Genomic DNA, 17,876 nt, shown 5'->3' on the forward strand with positions numbered 1-17,876 from the left:
CCACCACTCCGCCACCACGAAAAGGTGATTCCTTTCCACCGCGCCACCGGCGGAAAGGCGCCACGGATCGGTTCGTTCCGCCACTACGACCCGGCCAAGAGCGCCCGGCTGCCGGCCGCCGGCAGCGCCGTGGTGGACCTCGCCGCGCCGACCGCCGCGGACAGCCGGAAATCCCATTCCCCGGACGCCGCGCGGGAACGCACCGGCGCCGTCCGACCGGTCCCGGTGCGGGCGGGGACCCTGCCGTTCACGTTCTCGGCCGGTGCACCGGCCGCGGGCGCGCGAAAGGGTGCGCATAACCAGGCGATAAAGAAGCCCGGCACGGCCGCCGGCCGGATCCGGATCACCCTCACGAGTCAGAAGACCGCACTGGCGGCCGGCATCCACGGCATCCTGTTCAGCGTCTCCGCCGCCGACGCCACCGCGCAGCCCGGTCCGGTGAACCTCACCGTCGACGACTCGTCCTTCCGCTACGCCTACGGCGGCGACTACGCGAGCCGCCTGCACCTGGTGAGCCTGCCCGCCTGTGCGCTGACCACGCCCGAGGTCCCCGCCTGCCAGAAGCAGACGCCGCTGAAGACCTCCACCGGGTCGGCGCTGACGACCACGGTCCCGCTCGGCTCCACGAAGGCGGCCGATTCCGCGAAGCCCGCCGCGGGCACGTCCCGCAGCCTGGCCGCCGCCCCGGCGATGAGCGTCATGGCGGCCACCTCCGGCGCCGGCGGTTCCTCGGGCGACTACACGGCCACCTCACTGACGCCCAGCGGTTCCTGGAGCACCTCCGGAAACACCGGGTCGTTCCGGTACGACTACCCGGTGCAGGTCCCGGCACCGGTGGCCGGACCCGGGCCCAAAATCCAGGTCGGCTACGACTCGTCGAGCCAGGACGGACGCACCGAGGGCACCAACAACCAGTCCTCCTGGATCGGTGACGGCTGGGACACCAGCACCAGCGGCTTCGTCGAGCGCACCTACGCGAACTGCTCGGACGACACCGACTCCGGTGCGCCGCAGTACTCCAACGACCAGTGCTGGGCCGGGCAGATCCTGACGCTCTCACTCAACGGCAAGTCCAGCGCGCTCGTCTACGACGACGACACACACACCTTCCACCCCAAGGACGACAACGGGGAGAAGGTCGAGAACCTCAAGAACTGCACCAACGGCACCTACAACAAGGAATGCTGGCGGATCACCACCACCGACGGCACCCAGTACTACTTCGGCATGAACCAGCTGCCCGGCTGGTCCTCCGGCAAGCCGACCACCCAGTCCGCCTGGACGCTCCCGGTGTACGGCGGCCACAGCGGCGACCCCTGCCACGCGGACACCTTCGCCGCGTCGTCCTGCGACCAGGGCTGGCGCTGGAACCTGGACTACGTGGTCGACCTGCACGGCAACGCCGCCGCGTACTACTACACGCCGGAGACCAACCACTACGGCGCCGACATGAAGACGACGCCGGTCTCCTACGTCCGCGGCGGCTACCTGAACCGCATCGACTACGGCATGACCGCGAGCACCGTCTACTCGGACACCGCCCCGGAGCAGGTCGTGTTCAACACGGCCGAGCGCTGCATCCCGGGAACGCCGAGCGGCAACACCTGTGCCGACTCGCAGTTCACCACCGCGAACGCCGCCTACTGGCCGGACGTCCCGATCGACCTGAACTGCGCCGCCACCGGCAGTTGCAGCAACCACGGACCGTCCTTCTGGTCACGGAAGCGGCTGGCCTCCATCGTCACCCAGATCCAGGTCGGCGGATCGACGCAGAAGGTCGACGAGTACGACTTCACCCAGTCCTTCCCGGACGGCGGCGACCACGCCCCGACCCTGTGGCTGGACTCCGTGCAGCGCAAGGGCCTGGACACCAGCGCCGGCGCGAGCGGCACGATCACCCAGGCGCCGGTCTCCTTCGACCCGCCGCTCCAGTTGCCCAACCGGGTCGGAACCGTGGACAACATCCCGCTGATGTACCACGACCGGATCCAGGACGTCACCACGGAGACCGGCGCCCAGATCGCCGTCACCTACAACAAGGCGACCTGCACCCCGGACAACGTGCCGAGCGACCCGGCCACCAACACCGCCGACTGCTACCCGGTCTACTGGACCCCGCCGGGCAACGAGAAGCCGCTGCTGGACTGGTTCCAGAAGTACACCGTCAAGTCGGTGCTCACCCAGGACACCCACAACAAGAACCCGGACGGCAGCTACCCGGAGCTCCTCACCAGCTACTCCTACGGCGGCGGGGCGGCCTGGCACTACGACGACAACGAGACCGTCAAGGCCAAGAACCGCACCTACGGACAGTTCCGCGGGTACGCCACCGTCGAGACCCGGACCGGTGACCCGAACGTCTTCCACGTCACCGACGGGACCAAGGTCTTCGACCGCCGGACGCTGAACAGGACCACCTACCTGCGCGGCATGGACCAGAACAACCCGAAGGGATCCGGCGGCTCCACGGTCAAGGTCACCTCGCGGGACGGCAAGTACTCCGTCACCGACAGCGACGAACTCGCGGGTCTGACCTTCGAGACCGACACTTACACCGGCGACGGCGACGACGCCACCGTGGACACCGCGGCCGTCAGTCTGCCCACCGTCATCGGGCCGACGGCGACCCGCAAGCGCTCCGGACTGCCCGCGCTCGAGTCCACCATGGTCCGCGAGGGCAGCACCCACACCCGGCAGGCCGTCACCGGTGGCTGGCGCAACGCCGAGACCGACACCTTCTACGACACCACACTGGACCGGCCGACCACCGGCATGCCGCTCCAGGCGGACGACCGCGGCGACGTGTCGGACGCGACCCAGGCCCAGTGCACCTGGACCCGCTACCTGGAGAACCCCGCCAAGAACCTGGTCGTGGTCGCCGAGACCGTCGTCGCCCAGCAGGACTGCCACGAGGCCGGGGCGAGCCGCACCGGCACCCTGGTCACGGACGCCCGCACCTCCTACGACCAGCACGGGTTCACCTGGAACGGAGCATCACCGGCCGGAGACGCCCCCACCCTGGGAGACGCGAGCCTCGCCGAGCTGGCGAAGTCGGTCACCGGCGGCAAGCCCGACTTCGTCGCCCTCAACAAGATGACCTACGACGGCTACGGCCGTCCCGCGGTGATGACCCGCACGCCGAACTCCACGGCGGCGGACGGCAGCAGCCTGGCCCAGACCACGACCACCACCTACACACCCACCAGCGGCGCCCTGCCGACCCAGACCTCGGTGAGGACCCAGGTCACCGCCGGCGACTCGGCCAAGTACCAGACCCTCGCCACCACGTTCGACCCGGCCCGCGGCCTCGCCACGACCAAGGTCGACCCGGCCGGCCTGCGGACCGACCTCACCTACGACGCGCTCGGCCGGCTCACCGCGGTGTGGCTGCCCAACGAGTCCAAGGCGGCGAGCGCTCCGGCCAACATGACCTTCGGCTACCACCTCTCCGCCACCGGCCCGTCCGTGATCAGCACCAACAAGCTCCTCGACGACGGCTCGTACTCCACCCAGGAGTCCCTGTTCGACGCCCTCCTGCGGGAGCGGCAGCGGCAGACGACCGCCGAGGCGTCCAACACCACCGTCAGCGACACCCAGTACGACTCGCACGGCTGGAAGGTGGTGACCCACAACGCCTACTCGGTGAGCGGCGCCCCGGGCAACGACCTCGTCCTGCCCGCCGAGTCGAGCATCCCGGACACCACCGTCACCGACTACGACGACCAGGGCCGTCCGGGCCTGGTGACCTCGGAGACCAACGGGTCGAAGACCTCCGCGGTCGTCACGGCCTTCGCCGGCGACCGGACCACGGTGGTGCAGCCGCAGGGCGGCGTCACCCAGACCACCCTCACCGACGGGCGCGGCAAGACCACCGAGCTGGACCAGTACACGACGCCGCCGACCGTCACCGGCAGCGCCGCGACGGGCTTCCACGTCAGCGGCGGCACCACCACGCCGACCAAGTACGGCTGGGACCCCAACGGACAGCAGTCGCAGATCACCGGACCCGACGGCAGCCAGTGGAAGTTCGAGTACGACCTGCTGGGCCACAAGACCACCGTCACCGACCCGGACGCCGGAACCACCCACTACGGCTACGACGACGCGGGCAACCAGATCTCGGTCAAGGACGCCCGGAACATCGAACTCGACTACACCTACGACCTGCTGGGCCGCAAACTCACCGGAACCGACAAGAACAACGGCGACGCCAAGTTCGCGTCCTGGACGTACGACACCGTCCAGACCGGGCAGCTCACCTCCTCCACCCGCTACACCAGCGCCGGCAACTACACCTTCACCGCCACCGGCTACACCAGCCTGGGCTACCTCACCGGCAGCACGCTGACCCTGCCCTCCGGCGAGGCACCGCTGCCGACCAGCTACACCGTCGGCTACTCCTACTCCACCCACAACCAGCTGATGACCGGCCAGACCGACCCCAAGGTGGGCTCGGCGCTGCCCGGTGAGCAGATCTCCTACGGACACGACGCCTTCGGCAGCCCGACCTCCACGACCAGTGGCCTGTGGAGCTACCTCAGCGGCACCACCTACACCCCCTACAACGAGCCTTCGCAGCTCACCCTGGGCCCGTCCAACAACCCGGCCTACGTCACCTACAGCTACGACAACCAGACCCGCCGGATGACGGAGGCGCTGACCACCCGTACCCAGGCCCCGGGACCGACGGCCGACGACGTCAAGTACAGCTACGACGCCGTGGGCAACCCGACCTCGGTCGCCGACCAGCAGAGCGAGACCGGCAAGACCGTCACCGACACCCAGTGCTTCCAGTACGACGCCCTTGACCGGCTCAGCCAGGCCTGGACGGCCGCCGGGAGCTGCCCCAAGCAGGGCACCGACCCGACTCCCTCGTCCATCGCCACCGGCACCGGCGCCTACTGGCAGTCCTTCCAGTACGACGCGATCGGCAACCGCAAGAAGCTGATCGACCACGCCGTCAACGGCGCCACCGGTGACACCACCACCGACTACACCCTGGGCTGCGCCGGCACCTGCCCGAACGGCCCCCAGCCGCACTCGCTGACGGCCGTCAGCAGCACCGGTCCGAACGGAACGGTCTCCCAGAACCTCGGCTACGACGAGTCCGGCAACACCACCGGCCGCTCGGTCGCCACCACCGGTCCGCTCGTCTCCGGTGTGAAAACCACCGGCGGCGCGGCCCTGTGCGCCAATGACGCGAACGGCTCGACCACCGACGGCAACCCGGTCCAGATCGCGGCCTGCTCCGGCGGCACCGCGCAGAACTGGTCGGTCGGCACGGACGGCACGGTCCGCGCCCTCGGCAAGTGCCTCGACGTCAAGGGCGGCGCAACCGCGGGCGGCACCCCCGTGGATCTGACCTCCTGCAACGGCGGAGCGGGCCAGCAGTGGCGGACCCAGTCCGGCGGCGCGCTGGTCAACCCCGCCTCCGGCCGCTGCCTCGACGACCCGTCGGGAAGCCAGACGGCCGGTACCCAGCTGGACATCGCCGACTGCTCGGGCGCGGCCGGACAGCGCTGGACCACGGCGAACGCCGCCAACCAGCCGACCTCCGACAGCACCCAGGCGCTGAAGTGGGACGACGAGGGTCACCTCGGCTCCATCACCACCTCGGTGAACGGCAAGGCCACCGCGACGACCAGCTTCGTCTACGACGCGGACGGCAAGGAGCTGATCCGCCGCGACCCGACCCAGACCACCCTGTTCGTCGGCGACACCCAGATCGTCGTCAACACCGCGGTCACCCCGCACGTCCTGCTGGGCGGCGTCCGCACCTACTGCGTGGGCGGTGGCGGCGGGCCGGTCATCGCCCAGCGTTCCACGCTCCCCGGCGGCGGCGTCAGCTACCTGCTCAGCGACAACCACGGCACGCCCACGATGTCCATGGACGTCAACACCCAGGCGGTCTCCCGCACCGAGTACCAGCCCTTCGGCGCGGTCCGGGCCAGGACGGGCTCCTGGCCCACCAGCAGCCGTGGCTTCCTGGGAACCTCGACCGAGGACTCGACCGGTTACACCGATGTCGGGGCGCGCAAGTACGACCCCCTGCTCGGCCGCTTCATGTCCGGCGACCCGGTCCTGACGGCGGACAACCCCCAGGAGATGAACGGCTACGGCTACGCCTCGGAGAACCCGTTGGCGCGGTCCGACGTCAGTGGTACCTCGTCGATCTGGGGGGACGTCGCCAACTACTTCGGGAGCAAGGCCGCCCACGTCTTCGTCGTGACCGTGGACCACACCTTCCACCCCATCGGTGAGGGGATGCGCAAGCTGGACCCGGTCTTCCGCAAATGCATGCCGAAGTCCATCATCGGCACACCGGACGACCCGACCGCGGTGCTGATCGGCTGGGAGTGGGCCACGAACACCGGCCCGCGACACCGGGACCTGGACGGTTCCGACCGGTTCACCCAGACCCTTCAGAAACACCGGCACGTCGAGGAGGTCCGCAAGGACATCGCCAAGCGCGTCAACAGCGGCGAACTCAAGGTGGGCAGCGCCGACGAGTCCCCCTACAAGCTCGGAGGGAACCCCCTGAAGAGCATCGCGAACCTCGCCTCGGACTTCACTTCGAACCTGTCCGCGGCCTTCCTGGGGTCCTACAAACTCCAGTGGAAGATCACCGGCCTCGACAAGAAGGCGGGCAACGTCACGGTGCAGTTCAAGGTGGACAACCCGAGCACCATCAACTCCGCGGTGCACACCTCACCCGCCCTCGGCGGCTACAGCAAGTGGTGGAACGACCACATCGCCACTCCGCTGAACGAACGCTTCTCCGGCGGGGTCATGTCGAAGAGGACCCAGACCATCACCTGGACCGAGACCTTCAGCCTCAGCGACCCGCAGCCCTCCAGCGGCGGCGGTTCGGGCGGCGGATCCGGCTCCGGAGGCGGGGGCGGAGGTGACAGTGGCGGCATCAGCGAGATCCTGCACCAGGGCCTGCTCAACAAGCTGAGGGCGATGGAGAGACAGGGGTTCTGACGCCTTGAACCGCTGAACCACCCTGCGCCTCCGAGGCGGTTCGCCTCGACCGCCGGACCCGGCCCTCACCGGCCGGGTCCGGCCTCCCCAAGGACTGGCCGGCAACAGCCGGCCGATCCCGGCAGCGGGCCGGACCTTGCGTGACCTCCGCCCGGAGCACGAAGATCTGTCCCGCCCCTCACAGGAAGGCACCACGCATGAGACCCCGGTTCCTGGCCGCCGCAGCCCTCGCCCTCGGCTGCGCCCTCCCGCTCTCCGGTTGCGCGGCCATGACGGGCGAACTCGCCCCCTACAAGAAGCCGGTCTCCGAGGCACAACTCGTCGGCACCTGGAACGGCGACTGCGATGCGAAACTCGTGATCGGTTCCGACCACAAGCTGACCACCACCGGCTTCCCGACCGGTGCCGATTCCCAGACCCTGAAGATCACCAGCCGCTTCACCGGCTCAGGCTCCTGGGCGATGGTCGAGCGATTCGGCGACCTCCCGGCGCACGTCAACCTCGACCTCGACAACACACCCAACGACCTCGACTACGCCGCCGGCCATGACGGCTCCCTGGTCCTCGCCGTCACCGTCGGCGACCCCAACGACGGTGTCGGCTGCCGCTTCACTCCCGCCTGAGACACGCCGTCCCCTTGCTCCGGCCGTTCACGAGGGGCTCGCGCCGTCCCGTGGCGCTTGGGCGGAGTGGAGGCGGGTGCGTAAGGATGGGGGCATGCCCAACCGACTCGCGCGCGCCACGTCCCCGTACCTCCTTCAGCACGCGGACAACCCCGTCGACTGGTGGCCGTGGGAGACCGGCGCGTTCGAGGAAGCCCGGCGGCGCAACGTCCCCGTGTTCATGAGCGTCGGCTACAGCGCGTGCCACTGGTGCCACGTCATGGCACATGAGTCCTTCGAGGACGACGACACCGCTGCGTACATGAACGAGCACTTTGTGTCCGTCAAGGTGGACCGTGAAGAGCGGCCCGACGTGGACGCCGTCTACATGGAGGCTGTGCAGGCCGCCACGGGGCAGGGCGGGTGGCCGATGTCCGTCTTCATGACGCCGGACGGGGAGCCGTTCTACTTCGGCACGTACTTCCCGCCGGAACCCCGCCATGGGATGCCGTCGTTCCGGCAGGTACTCGAAGGTGTCCACAGCGCGTGGACGAGTCGACGCGACGAGGTGGGCGAAGTCGCCGCGAAGATCACCAGGGACCTTGCCGGGCGGGAGCTGAGTATCGAGACCGCAGGGTTGCCCACCGACGAGACCCAGGCGCTGGCGCTCCTCCAACTGACCCGGGACATCGACCCCGCGAGCGGCTGGTTCAAGGGAGACACCAAGTTCCCGCCGTCGATGGCGGTCGAGTTCCTGTTGCGCCACCAGGCGCGTGCCGGTTCCGTGGCTGCGCTGGAGATGGCGGAGGGGCTGTGCGGGGCGATGGCTCGTTCGAGCCTGTACGACCAGGTCGGAGGCGGGTTCCACCGGTACGTACTCACGCCGCGCCCGAATGGACCTTTGGTGCCGCACTTCGAGAAGATGCTGTACGACAACGCCCTGCTCTGCCGCGTCTACACCCACCTGTGGCGGTCCACCGGATCGGAGCTCGCCCGCCGTGTCGCGCTGGAGACCGCCGACTTCATGGTCCGCGAACTGCGCACGGACGAAGGCGGGTTCGCTTCCGCGCTGGATGCCGACAGTGACGACGGGACGGGCCGACATGTCGAGGGCGCCTATTACGTCTGGACGCCCGGGCAGTTGCGCGAGGTCCTCGGCGACGAGGACGCCGAGCTCGCCGCCGACTACTTCGGGGTGACCGAGGAGGGCACCTTCGAGGAGGGACGGTCCGTTCTCCAACTGCCGCAGAACGAAAGGGTTTTCGACGCGGAGAGGGTCGCGTCCGTCCGGGAGTGGCTGCTCGCCTCGCGGGCCGGTCGTCCCGCGCCCGGGCGGGACGACAAGATCGTCGCCGCCTGGAACGGGCTCGCCGTCGCCGCCCTCGCCGAGACCGGTGCCTGCTTCGGCCGCCCGGACCTGGTCGACGCCGCGGTCGGCACCGCCGATCTCCTCGTCCGGCTGCATCTGGACGACCACGCCCGCCTCGCCCGCACCAGCCGCGACGGCCGGGCGGGGACCAACGCCGGTGTGCTGGAGGACTACGCGGACGTCGCCGAGGGCTTCCTCGCGCTGGCGTCGGTCACCGGGGAAGGCGTGTGGCTGGAGTTCGCGGGACTGCTCCTCGACCAGGTGCTGACGCGGTTCACCGACCCGGACAGCGGCGCGCTGTACGACACCGCGACCGACGCCGAACGCCTCATCCGCAGGCCGCAGGACCCCACCGACAACGCCACCCCCTCCGGCTGGACCGCCGCCGCGGGCGCTCTGCTCAGTTATGCGGCGCAGACCGGTTCGACACGCCACCGGGTCGCCGCGGAGCGGGCGCTGGGCGTGGTGAAGGCGCTCGGGCCGCGCGTGCCGCGGTTCACCGGCTGGGGTCTGGCCGTTGCGGAGGCCCTGCTCGACGGCCCGCGCGAGGTCGCGATCGTGGCACCGGCGTTCGACGACGAGGCGGCTACCGCGCTGCACCGTACGGCGCTTCTCGCCACCGCTCCCGGCGCGGTGGTCGCGTACGGGGTCGCGGGCGACGGCGAGTTCCCGCTGCTGGCCGACCGGCCGCTGATCGACGGCGGGGCGGCCGCCTACGTCTGCCGTGACTTCACGTGCGACGCCCCGACCACCGACCCGGAGCGGCTGCGCACCGCGCTCAACCGCTGAGGGGCGGGTGCGCGTCAGCCGCCGTAGCCGAGGATCAGCAGGACCAGCAGGACCTGGGCGCTCCACTGGAGCAGCACGGCGCAGGTCCGCGCGCCGGGCCGGTGACGCCGTGGCCAGAGCAGGGCCGCCAGTCCGGCGGCGACGGCCGTGACGAGGCTGCCGTACACGAGCGTTCCCGGCACCTGGTGACACCCGCCGTACTCGAAGCAGCGTCCGCCCCGGTAGGTGGACAGGGCGGCGAGTGCGGCCGCGAGCACGCTCGGAATGAGCAGGGCCAGGCCCCAGGCGGACCACCGGGTCAGGGCGTGGCCGGGAGCCGGTGGGCGTGCGGAGTTCGCTGTCGTCATGCCGTCAGCCAAGCCGACCGGCGTGCCCGGGGGATCGGGCCGGATACTCAGGTTCCCTGGGTATGCCTGCTCAGCGCCCGCTCCACGAACGCCTCCAGCTGCTCGTGGTGTGCGCCCTTCCAGTACGCGCGACCGCACTGCGCGCACTGGGCGAAGACGTCGTACGACCGCCGGGTGCCGCCCTTGAGCTGGTCGGCGACCTCTTCCTTGGTGGCCTTCCGGAGCAGGCCGTTGCATGCCGTGCAGCGTGTCCACGGGTGCAGTTCGGGTGTGAACCGGTCCAGGATGTCGGGGAGTTGGTCGTCGGGGCTGGTGCTGTAGACGTAGGCTCCCGCCCACAGTTCGCGGCGGCGCAGCAGTCCTCGGTCGCGGCTGAGCATGACTCGCTTCTCCGCCGCCGAGCGGGCGGCGAGCGCCGGGTCGCCGATGTCGGTGGACTCGTAGGCCGTGTCCACGCCGAGCAGGCGCAGCCGGCGGGCGAGGGTGCCGAGGTGGACGTCGAGGAGGAAGCGCAGTGGGGCGCCCGGGACCCGCTGGGGGCGCTCGACCTCCCGTACGCTCACGGATTCGCCGGCCGACGGGATGTGCGACACGGGTACCTCGCGGCCGTCCACGACGAGCACGCCGACCTCGGTCAGCGGGACGCCGAGCGACTCGACGACATGGCCGAGGGTCGAGACGCCGTCGACCGCCAGGGCGGTGCTGCCGCCGCGGCGGGAGTGCGGGACGAACAGGCGCAGTCCGGGGGCGACTTCGACGTGGATCTCGGGTCCGGGTCCGTTCACCCTGTCAGGATGTCACGGAGGGGCGTCCGGGGCTCAGGGGTTTTCCCTGGGCAGGCCGTGCTCCAGGACGTCCAGGGTGCGGTCGACCAGGGCCGCGAGGTCGTCCCGGTGGCCGTTCGCCGCCCAGTACAGGGAGGTCTCCATGAGGCCCCCGACCAGGGACATGGCGTAGACCCGCACCTCCAGGCTCTCCGGGTCCCGGCCGGTGCGCTCGGCGACGGCTTCGCAGAGCATGCGGCCGGTGACCGACATGCTCTCCATCATCCGTGAGCGCACCGCGGGCACCTCCACCATGAGACGGGTGCGCAGCCGGGACACCCTGGGGTCGTCCTCGACGCCGAGCCGGACCGCCCGCCGCATCACGTGGCGGATCGACTCCGACCAGGGCTCCTGAGGGGGCCGGGACCTCAGCTCCGCCAGGACGACGGGGTCGTGCTCGTCCGTGAGGACGATGTCCTCCTTGGTCGGGAAGTAGCGGAAGACGGTCGACGGCGAGACCTCGGCGCGCTCGGCGATCTGGTCGATCGTCGTGGCGTCGTACCCCTGTTCCTCGATCAGTCCGTAGGTCGCGGCGCGGATCGCCTCTCGGGTCTTGATCTTCTTCCGCTCGCGGAGTCCCGGGCGCGGGGGAGAGCCGGGGGTCGGGGTGGAGGTGCGTACGGCCGTCATGACGGTCATTGTCCGGCATCGGCGGCCGGTGCGGCCGGTCGTGGTGCAGGCTGCGCCGCCGTGGCCGGCAGCGCTTGTGGCAGTAGCCGTGAAATGCGAGGAACTCTCGAAAGAGTGGCCACGGCTCGAAACTCGAAAGCCGTGGCCACTCGACGGAACGGGGGAGGGGCTACGCGTGCTGGTACGCGACCAGCGAGATGCCGACGTAGTGGACGACGAAGGCGGCCAGGGTGAAGGAGTGGAACACCTCGTGGAAGCCGAACCAGCGCGGTGACGGGTTGGGGCGCTTGATGCCGTAGATCACGCCGCCCGCGCTGTAGAGGAGCCCGCCGACGATGACCAGGACGAGTACCGCGATGCCGCCGGTGCGCATGAAGTCCGGCAGGAAGAACACGGCCGCCCAGCCCATGGCCAGATAGCAGGGGGTGTAGAGCCAGCGCGGGGCGCCGACCCAGAAGACGCGGAAGACGATGCCCGCCGTCGCGGCCGCCCAGATGCCCCACAGCAGCCACTGCCCCTTGGCGCTGGGCAGGAGCAGCATGGTCAGCGGGGTGTAGGTGCCCGCGATGATCAGGAAGATGTTGGCGTGGTCGAGTCTGCGCAGGACGCCGTCCATGCGCGGGCTCCAGTTCCCCCGGTGGTACAGCGCGCTGACGCCGAACAGCAGGCATGCCGTGAGGACGTAGACGCCGCAGGCCACGCGGCCGCGGGGGGAGTCGGCGAGGGCGGTGAGCACCAGACCAGCCACGAGCACGGCAGGGAACATGCCGAGATGGAGCCACCCGCGGAGCTTGGGCTTGACCTGGTGCGACAGGGAGAGCGCGACGGAACCGCGGCCGGCGGCGGGCGAGTCCGTGGGCGCGTCGGGGGCGGACGCAGTCATGTGTGAAATCGTACCTACGGAACCGTAAGTTACGGGCCATCGCGCCCCGATGTGGCGCCGATAGTGGCCATCGTCTCACGCGGTCGCACCATCGCGCCCGCGCGGGACGGCGCCGGACGGGACTCTCGGGCGGCAAACCCGCGGTAACGCCAAAAGACCTTCAGGCGAACCCAACGTGCACGCAAAGAAACCCGCCAACCGTGGCCTTCCTCACGTCGCTCACCTGTGATGCGCTCTGGACATATGCGCACTACCATCGGATGATCAAATGAGTGCGGTCGGCACCGGATGAGCGGCTACGAAGCGTCCGGGCCGCGGCCCCCACGGGGCAAAAAATGACAAAATCCCCCATTTAGGAGCAACCGTGGCGCGCGACATCGCGGCTCCCCCCGTCATCCCCACCAACCACCAGGAACTGATCTCGTGGGTCAACGAGGTCGCCGAACTGACCCAGCCCGACAGCGTGGTCTGGTGTGACGGATCCGAGTCCGAATACGAGCGGCTGTGCGAGGAGCTCGTCGCCAAGGGCACCTTCAGGAAGCTGGACCCGGTCAAGCGCCCCCACTCCTACTACGCGGCCTCCGACCCGACCGACGTCGCCCGCGTCGAGGACCGGACGTTCATCTGCTCCGAGGAGGAGCAGGACGCCGGACCCACCAACCACTGGAAGGCCCCCGCCGAGATGCGGGAAATATTCCAGGGTGAGAAGGGTCTGTTCCGCGGCTCGATGCGGGGCCGCACGATGTACGTGGTGCCCTTCTGCATGGGCCCGCTCGGTTCCCCGCTGTCCGCGCTCGGCGTGGAGATCACCGACTCGGCCTACGTCGCCGTGTCCATGCGGACGATGACCCGTATGGGACAGCAGGTCCTGGACGAGCTGGGGGACGAGGGCTTCTTCGTCAAGGCCGTGCACACCCTCGGCGCCCCGCTGGAGCCGGGCCAGGAGGACGTTCCGTGGCCCTGCAACCAGACCAAGTACATCTCGCACTTCCCGGAGAGCCGCGAGATCTGGTCCTACGGCTCCGGCTACGGCGGCAACGCCCTGCTCGGCAAGAAGTGCTACGCGCTGCGCATCGCCTCCGTCATGGCCCGTGACGAGGGCTGGCTGGCCGAGCACATGCTGATCCTCAAGCTCACCCCGCCGCAGGGTGAGTCGAAGTACGTCGCCGCGGCCTTCCCGAGCGCCTGTGGCAAGACGAACCTGGCCATGCTGGAGCCGACCATCTCCGGCTGGACCGTGGAGACCATCGGCGACGACATCGCCTGGATGCGGTTCGGCGAGGACGGCCGGCTGTACGCGATCAACCCCGAGGCCGGCTTCTTCGGCGTCGCGCCCGGCACCGGTGAACACACCAACGCCAACGCGATGAAGACCCTCTGGGGCAACGCGGTCTTCACCAACGTCGCCCTCACCGACGACAACGACATCTGGTGGGAGGGCATGACGGAGGAGCTTCCGGCCCACCTGACGGACTGGAAGGGCAACGAGTGGACCCCGGCGTCCGGGACCCCGGCCGCCCACCCCAACGCCCGCTTCACGGTGCCCGCCGCCCAGTGTCCGATCATCGCGCCGGAGTGGGAGGACCCGAAGGGTGTGCCGATCTCGGCGATCCTGTTCGGCGGCCGCCGCGCTTCCGCGGTGCCGCTGGTGACGGAGTCCTTCGACTGGAACCACGGTGTGTTCCTGGGCGCGAACGTCGCCTCGGAGAAGACCGCCGCCGCCGAGGGCAAGGTCGGCGAACTGCGCCGCGACCCCTTCGCCATGCTGCCCTTCTGCGGCTACAACATGGGCGACTACATGGCCCACTGGATCGACGTGGCCAAGGACAAGGACCAGTCCAAGCTGCCGAAGATCTACTACGTCAACTGGTTCCGCAAGAACGACGAGGGCAAGTTCGTCTGGCCGGGCTTCGGCGAGAACAGCCGTGTCCTGAAGTGGATCGTGGAGCGTCTGGAGGGGAAGGCCGAGGGCGTCGAGACCCCCATCGGCATCCTCCCGGCCAAGGCGGCCCTGGACACCAAGGGGCTCGAACTGTCCGACTCCGACCTGGACTTCCTGCTCACGGTCGACCCGGAGGTCTGGCGCGAGGAGGCGGCGCTGGTCCCCGAGCACCTCAACACCTTCGGTGACCACACTCCGAAGGAGCTGTGGGACGAGTACCGCGCACTGGTGCGCCGCCTGGGCTGAGTCAGCCCGCAAGAGACTCCGCGGCCGGTTCGGGATGTGCCCTGACCAGCGATCGTCACGGCCGGCCGCGGTGCACACCTCCGCATGTCATTCCGCGTGAATTCGGTACCAATTCGCCTATGGTGCTGCCATGCGCGGAATTCTGCTGGCCGGGGGAACCGGCTCGCGACTCTGGCCGCTGACTCGCTCGGTGTCCAAACAGTTGCTGCCGGTCTTCGACAAGCCGATGATCTATTACCCGCTTTCCACCATGGTGATGGCGGGGCTCCGGGAAATTCTGATCATCACCACCCCGGAGGACCAGCCGCTGTTCCGTCGGCTGCTCGGCGACGGAAGCCAGTGGGGACTGCGCCTGGAATACGTCGCGCAGGACCGCCCGGCCGGCATCGCGCATTCCTTCCTGCTGGGCGCCGAATTCATCGGTGCTGAATCGGTTGCGCTGATTCTCGGCGACAACATCTTCCACGGCAGCGGCCTCGGCACCCGGCTGGCCCGGCACGACGGCCCGTTGGGCGGCAGGGTGTTCGCGTACCCGGTCGCCGACCCGTCGGCCTACGGCGTGGTGGAGTTCGACGAGCTGGGCCGGGCGCTGTCCATCGAGGAGAAGCCGGCCCGTCCCAGATCCCGGTACGCCGTGCCCGGTCTGTACTTCTACGACAACAGCGCCGTGGACATCGCCCGCGGCCTGCGGCCCAGCGCCCGGGGCGAGTTGGAGATCACCGATCTCAACCGCGTGTACCTGGAAGCCGGGAGGCTGCACGTCACCCGTCTCGACCGGGGCACGGCCTGGCTCGACACCGGCACCTTCACCTCCCTCGTCCAGGCCTCGGAGTTCGTCCGGGTGATCGAGGAACGGCAGGGCTTCAAGGTCGGTTGCGTCGAGGAGGCGGTCTGGCGGGCGGGCCTGATCGACGACGCCCGGCTCCGCGAACTGGCCCGGCCGCTGGGCAAGAGCGGATACGGCGACTATCTGCTGGGCCTGCTCGACGAGGACGCCCAGCACCTCGTCGTACCGCAACGGGCGCCCGACGCGCCGGTTCACGTGGGCTGACCATCTCCCCGTACGGCGGAAGGAGCGGTGGCGTGCGACCACTGGACATCGAAGGAGCCTGGGTGGACACGCCCAGGGTGTTCGCGGACGACAGGGGCCGGTTCCACGAGTGGTTCCGCGGCGACGCGTTCCGCACGGCGACCGGGCAGGGGCTCGGACTCGCGCAGGCCAACTGCTCCCGTTCCGTTCGCGGCACCCTGCGCGGCATCCACTACGCGGCCGTCCCGCCGGGTCAGGCCAAGTACGTGATCTGTGTCAGCGGCGCCGTCCTCGACGTGGTGGTCGACATCCGCACCGGCTCACCGACGTTCGGCAAGTGGGAGGCGGTCCGGCTGGACGACGTGACGCATCGCAGCGTCTACCTCTCGGAGGGCCTCGGCCACGCCTTCATGGCACTGGAGGATCAGTCCACCGTCGTCTACCTGTGCTCGCAGGGATACGCGCCACGGCGCGAGTACGGCATCGACCCGCTCGACCCGGCACTGGGCATCGCCTGGCCCGAGGACCTGGTGCCGGTGCTCTCGGACAAGGACGCGGCGGCACCGACCCTGGCGGAGGCCGGACGGCTGGGTCTGCTGCCCTCCTTCGACGACTGCACCGCCCACCGTGCGAATCTCGCCGGGCCCGTCACCCACGCAGCCGCTATTTGAGGACTGCACGGGTGATCTTTGAAGGGGACATGGGAATCGTTTGTCACTATTCCGTGGAGATCTGCGAAGAATTGCCGACGGCCGCGGTCAGTACGTCACGCGGCACGCAGGCGAACGAAGCGCATCGAGTGCGCGTGCTTGCGGTTCGATTCAAATTCTGTGAGGCAGGCTCACTTGAACCGTAGAACGATTCGAAATTCTCGCCTGAGGCACGCCGGTCTGGTTTCGGCGGGCACTCTCGCAGCGGTACTCAGCATTGCCCCGAGCGCGGCGGCCATCACCGACGCGGTCCACCGGGGTAGCAGCAGCACGGTCGCGGCGGCCGCCCAGTACACGTCACCGAGCGGTGGCGGTGGCGGTGGCGATCGCGGTCCGCAGGGATCGCGTGGCCCGCAGGGTAATCAGGGCCCCCAGGGCGCACGTGGCCCGACGGGTCCCACGGGTCCCACGGGTCCGCAGGGCGCCAACGGCACCAACGGCACTCAGGGTCCCCAGGGTGCGACGGGTCCGCAGGGTTCCAACGGCACCAACGGCACTCAGGGTCCTCAGGGTGCGACGGGTCCGCAGGGCGCGAACGGCACCAACGGCACCAACGGCGCTCAGGGTCCCACGGGTCCCACGGGCGCCACCGGTGCTACGGGCGCCACGGGCGCCACGGGTGTCGGCACTCAGGGTCCTCAGGGCGCGACGGGTCCGCAGGGCGCCAACGGCACCAACGGCACCCAGGGCGTTCAGGGTCCGCAGGGTGTCCCGGGGCCGCAGGGCGCCAACGGCACCAACGGGACCAACGGCACCAATGGCACCAACGGCAGCAACGGTGCTCCGGGCGTTCAGGGTCCGCAGGGTGTCCCGGGTCCGCAGGGTGCCGACGGTGCCAACGGGACCAACGGCACCAATGGAGCCAACGGCCCTCAGGGTGTCCCGGGTCCGCAGGGCGCGAACGGCACCAACGGAACCAACGGCGCTCCGGGCGTTCAGGGTCCGCAGGGTGTCCCGGGTCCGCAGGGTGCCGACGGCGCCAACGGGACCAACGGCACCAACGGCCTCAACGGCGCTCCGGGTGTTCAGGGTCCGCAGGGTGTCGCGGGGCCGCAGGGTGCCAACGGGACCAACGGCACGAACGGAACCAACGGGACCAACGGCACCAACGGCGCTCAGGGTGCTACGGGTGCTACGGGTGCTACGGGTGCTACGGGTGCTACGGGTGCTACGGGTGCTACGGGTGCTACGGGTGCTACGGGTGCTACGGGTGCCACGGGTGCCACGGGTGCCACGGGTGCCACGGGTGCCACGGGTGCCACGGGTGCCACGGGTGCCACGGGTGCCACGGGTCCGGGCTTCGGAGGCGCGACAGTAGTCACTGCCCCTGTTGACGCCCTTGGGTCCGGGACCGCGCTTTGCGACGCGGGTCAGGTCGCCACCGGCGGTGGAGTCAGTGGCACCTTCCTGGTCGCGGGTGTCGTGGACAGTCACCCGGTGCCCGCGACGGCGGGCGCCACTCCCATCGGCTGGCAGGCCTCCGGCGTCAGTCTCGGAGGCACCGTCTACGCCGTCTGCGC

10 protein-coding genes are annotated in these 17,876 nt (G+C 69.7%); 6 read left to right on the forward strand and 4 right to left on the reverse strand.

Features of this window, described 5'->3' with window-relative positions:
- The first annotated feature begins 24 nt into the window (after positions 1-24).
- The 3 genes from ACIPK3_RS21190 to ACIPK3_RS21200 all read left to right on the forward strand — a co-directional run bounded on the left by ACIPK3_RS21190 (position 25) and on the right by ACIPK3_RS21200 (position 9,744).
- The gene (locus tag ACIPK3_RS21190; protein WP_402571768.1) at positions 25-6,984 is read left to right on the forward strand and encodes a ricin-type beta-trefoil lectin domain protein; all 6,960 of its coding nucleotides are present in this window, start codon (positions 25-27) and stop codon (positions 6,982-6,984) included.
- A 197-nt stretch (positions 6,985-7,181) separates the two neighbouring features.
- Positions 7,182-7,607 (forward strand): hypothetical protein, encoded by a 426-nt coding sequence (locus tag ACIPK3_RS21195; RefSeq protein ID WP_402571770.1) that lies wholly within the window; start codon positions 7,182-7,184, stop codon positions 7,605-7,607.
- A gap of 94 nt (positions 7,608-7,701) precedes the next feature.
- A complete protein-coding gene (locus ACIPK3_RS21200) occupies positions 7,702-9,744 on the forward strand; it encodes a thioredoxin domain-containing protein (protein ID WP_402571772.1) in 2,043 nt (680 codons plus the stop codon).
- A 14-nt stretch (positions 9,745-9,758) separates the two neighbouring features.
- Here ACIPK3_RS21200 and ACIPK3_RS21205 read toward each other — a convergent pair whose 3' ends face one another.
- The 4 genes from ACIPK3_RS21205 to ACIPK3_RS21220 form a co-directional block, all read right to left on the reverse strand.
- Positions 9,759-10,091: a hypothetical protein gene (locus ACIPK3_RS21205; RefSeq protein ID WP_402571774.1), complete on the reverse strand. Its 333-nt coding sequence runs from the start codon at positions 10,089-10,091 to the stop codon at positions 9,759-9,761.
- 47 nt (positions 10,092-10,138) lie between these two features.
- Complete coding sequence (locus ACIPK3_RS21210) at positions 10,139-10,876, reverse strand: Mut7-C RNAse domain-containing protein (RefSeq protein ID WP_402571776.1); 738 nt, start codon at positions 10,874-10,876, stop codon at positions 10,139-10,141.
- A gap of 33 nt (positions 10,877-10,909) precedes the next feature.
- The gene (locus ACIPK3_RS21215) at positions 10,910-11,545 is read right to left on the reverse strand and encodes a TetR/AcrR family transcriptional regulator (RefSeq protein WP_402571778.1); all 636 of its coding nucleotides are present in this window, start codon (positions 11,543-11,545) and stop codon (positions 10,910-10,912) included.
- Between the two features lie 169 nt (positions 11,546-11,714).
- Positions 11,715-12,428 carry a hemolysin III family protein gene (locus ACIPK3_RS21220; RefSeq protein WP_402571780.1) on the reverse strand — a complete coding sequence of 238 codons (714 nt, stop codon included), beginning with the start codon at positions 12,426-12,428 and terminating at the stop codon, positions 11,715-11,717.
- A gap of 364 nt (positions 12,429-12,792) precedes the next feature.
- Here ACIPK3_RS21220 and ACIPK3_RS21225 point away from each other — a divergent pair, with 364 nt between their 5' ends.
- The 3 genes from ACIPK3_RS21225 to rfbC all read left to right on the forward strand — a co-directional run bounded on the left by ACIPK3_RS21225 (position 12,793) and on the right by rfbC (position 16,317).
- A complete protein-coding gene (locus ACIPK3_RS21225) occupies positions 12,793-14,616 on the forward strand; it encodes a phosphoenolpyruvate carboxykinase (GTP) (protein ID WP_402571781.1) in 1,824 nt (607 codons plus the stop codon).
- A gap of 130 nt (positions 14,617-14,746) precedes the next feature.
- The gene (gene rfbA / locus ACIPK3_RS21230) at positions 14,747-15,667 is read left to right on the forward strand and encodes a glucose-1-phosphate thymidylyltransferase RfbA (protein WP_402571782.1); all 921 of its coding nucleotides are present in this window, start codon (positions 14,747-14,749) and stop codon (positions 15,665-15,667) included.
- Positions 15,668-15,699: 32 nt separating this feature from the next.
- Positions 15,700-16,317, forward strand: a complete 618-nt coding sequence (rfbC, locus tag ACIPK3_RS21235) for a dTDP-4-dehydrorhamnose 3,5-epimerase (protein ID WP_402571783.1) — start codon at positions 15,700-15,702, stop codon at positions 16,315-16,317.
- The last annotated feature ends 1,559 nt before the right edge of the window (positions 16,318-17,876 follow it).

The sequence above is a fragment of the Streptomyces sp. NPDC086787 genome, assembly GCF_044745865.1.
In the GTDB taxonomy this organism is placed as follows: domain Bacteria; phylum Actinomycetota; class Actinomycetes; order Streptomycetales; family Streptomycetaceae; genus Streptomyces.

What these genes read in the sequence shown, in the direction of transcription:
- rfbA (WP_402571782.1), top strand. Translation starts at nt 14,747, where the DNA reads ATGCGCGGAATTCTGCTGGCCGGGGGAACCGGCTCGCGACTCTGGCCG.
- ACIPK3_RS21195 (WP_402571770.1), top strand. Translation starts at nt 7,182, where the DNA reads ATGAGACCCCGGTTCCTGGCCGCCGCAGCCCTCGCCCTCGGCTGCGCC.
- ACIPK3_RS21200 (WP_402571772.1), top strand. Translation starts at nt 7,702, where the DNA reads ATGCCCAACCGACTCGCGCGCGCCACGTCCCCGTACCTCCTTCAGCAC.
- ACIPK3_RS21220 (WP_402571780.1), bottom strand. Translation starts at nt 12,428, where the DNA reads ATGACTGCGTCCGCCCCCGACGCGCCCACGGACTCGCCCGCCGCCGGC.
- ACIPK3_RS21205 (WP_402571774.1), bottom strand. Translation starts at nt 10,091, where the DNA reads ATGACGACAGCGAACTCCGCACGCCCACCGGCTCCCGGCCACGCCCTG.
- ACIPK3_RS21215 (WP_402571778.1), bottom strand. Translation starts at nt 11,545, where the DNA reads ATGACGGCCGTACGCACCTCCACCCCGACCCCCGGCTCTCCCCCGCGC.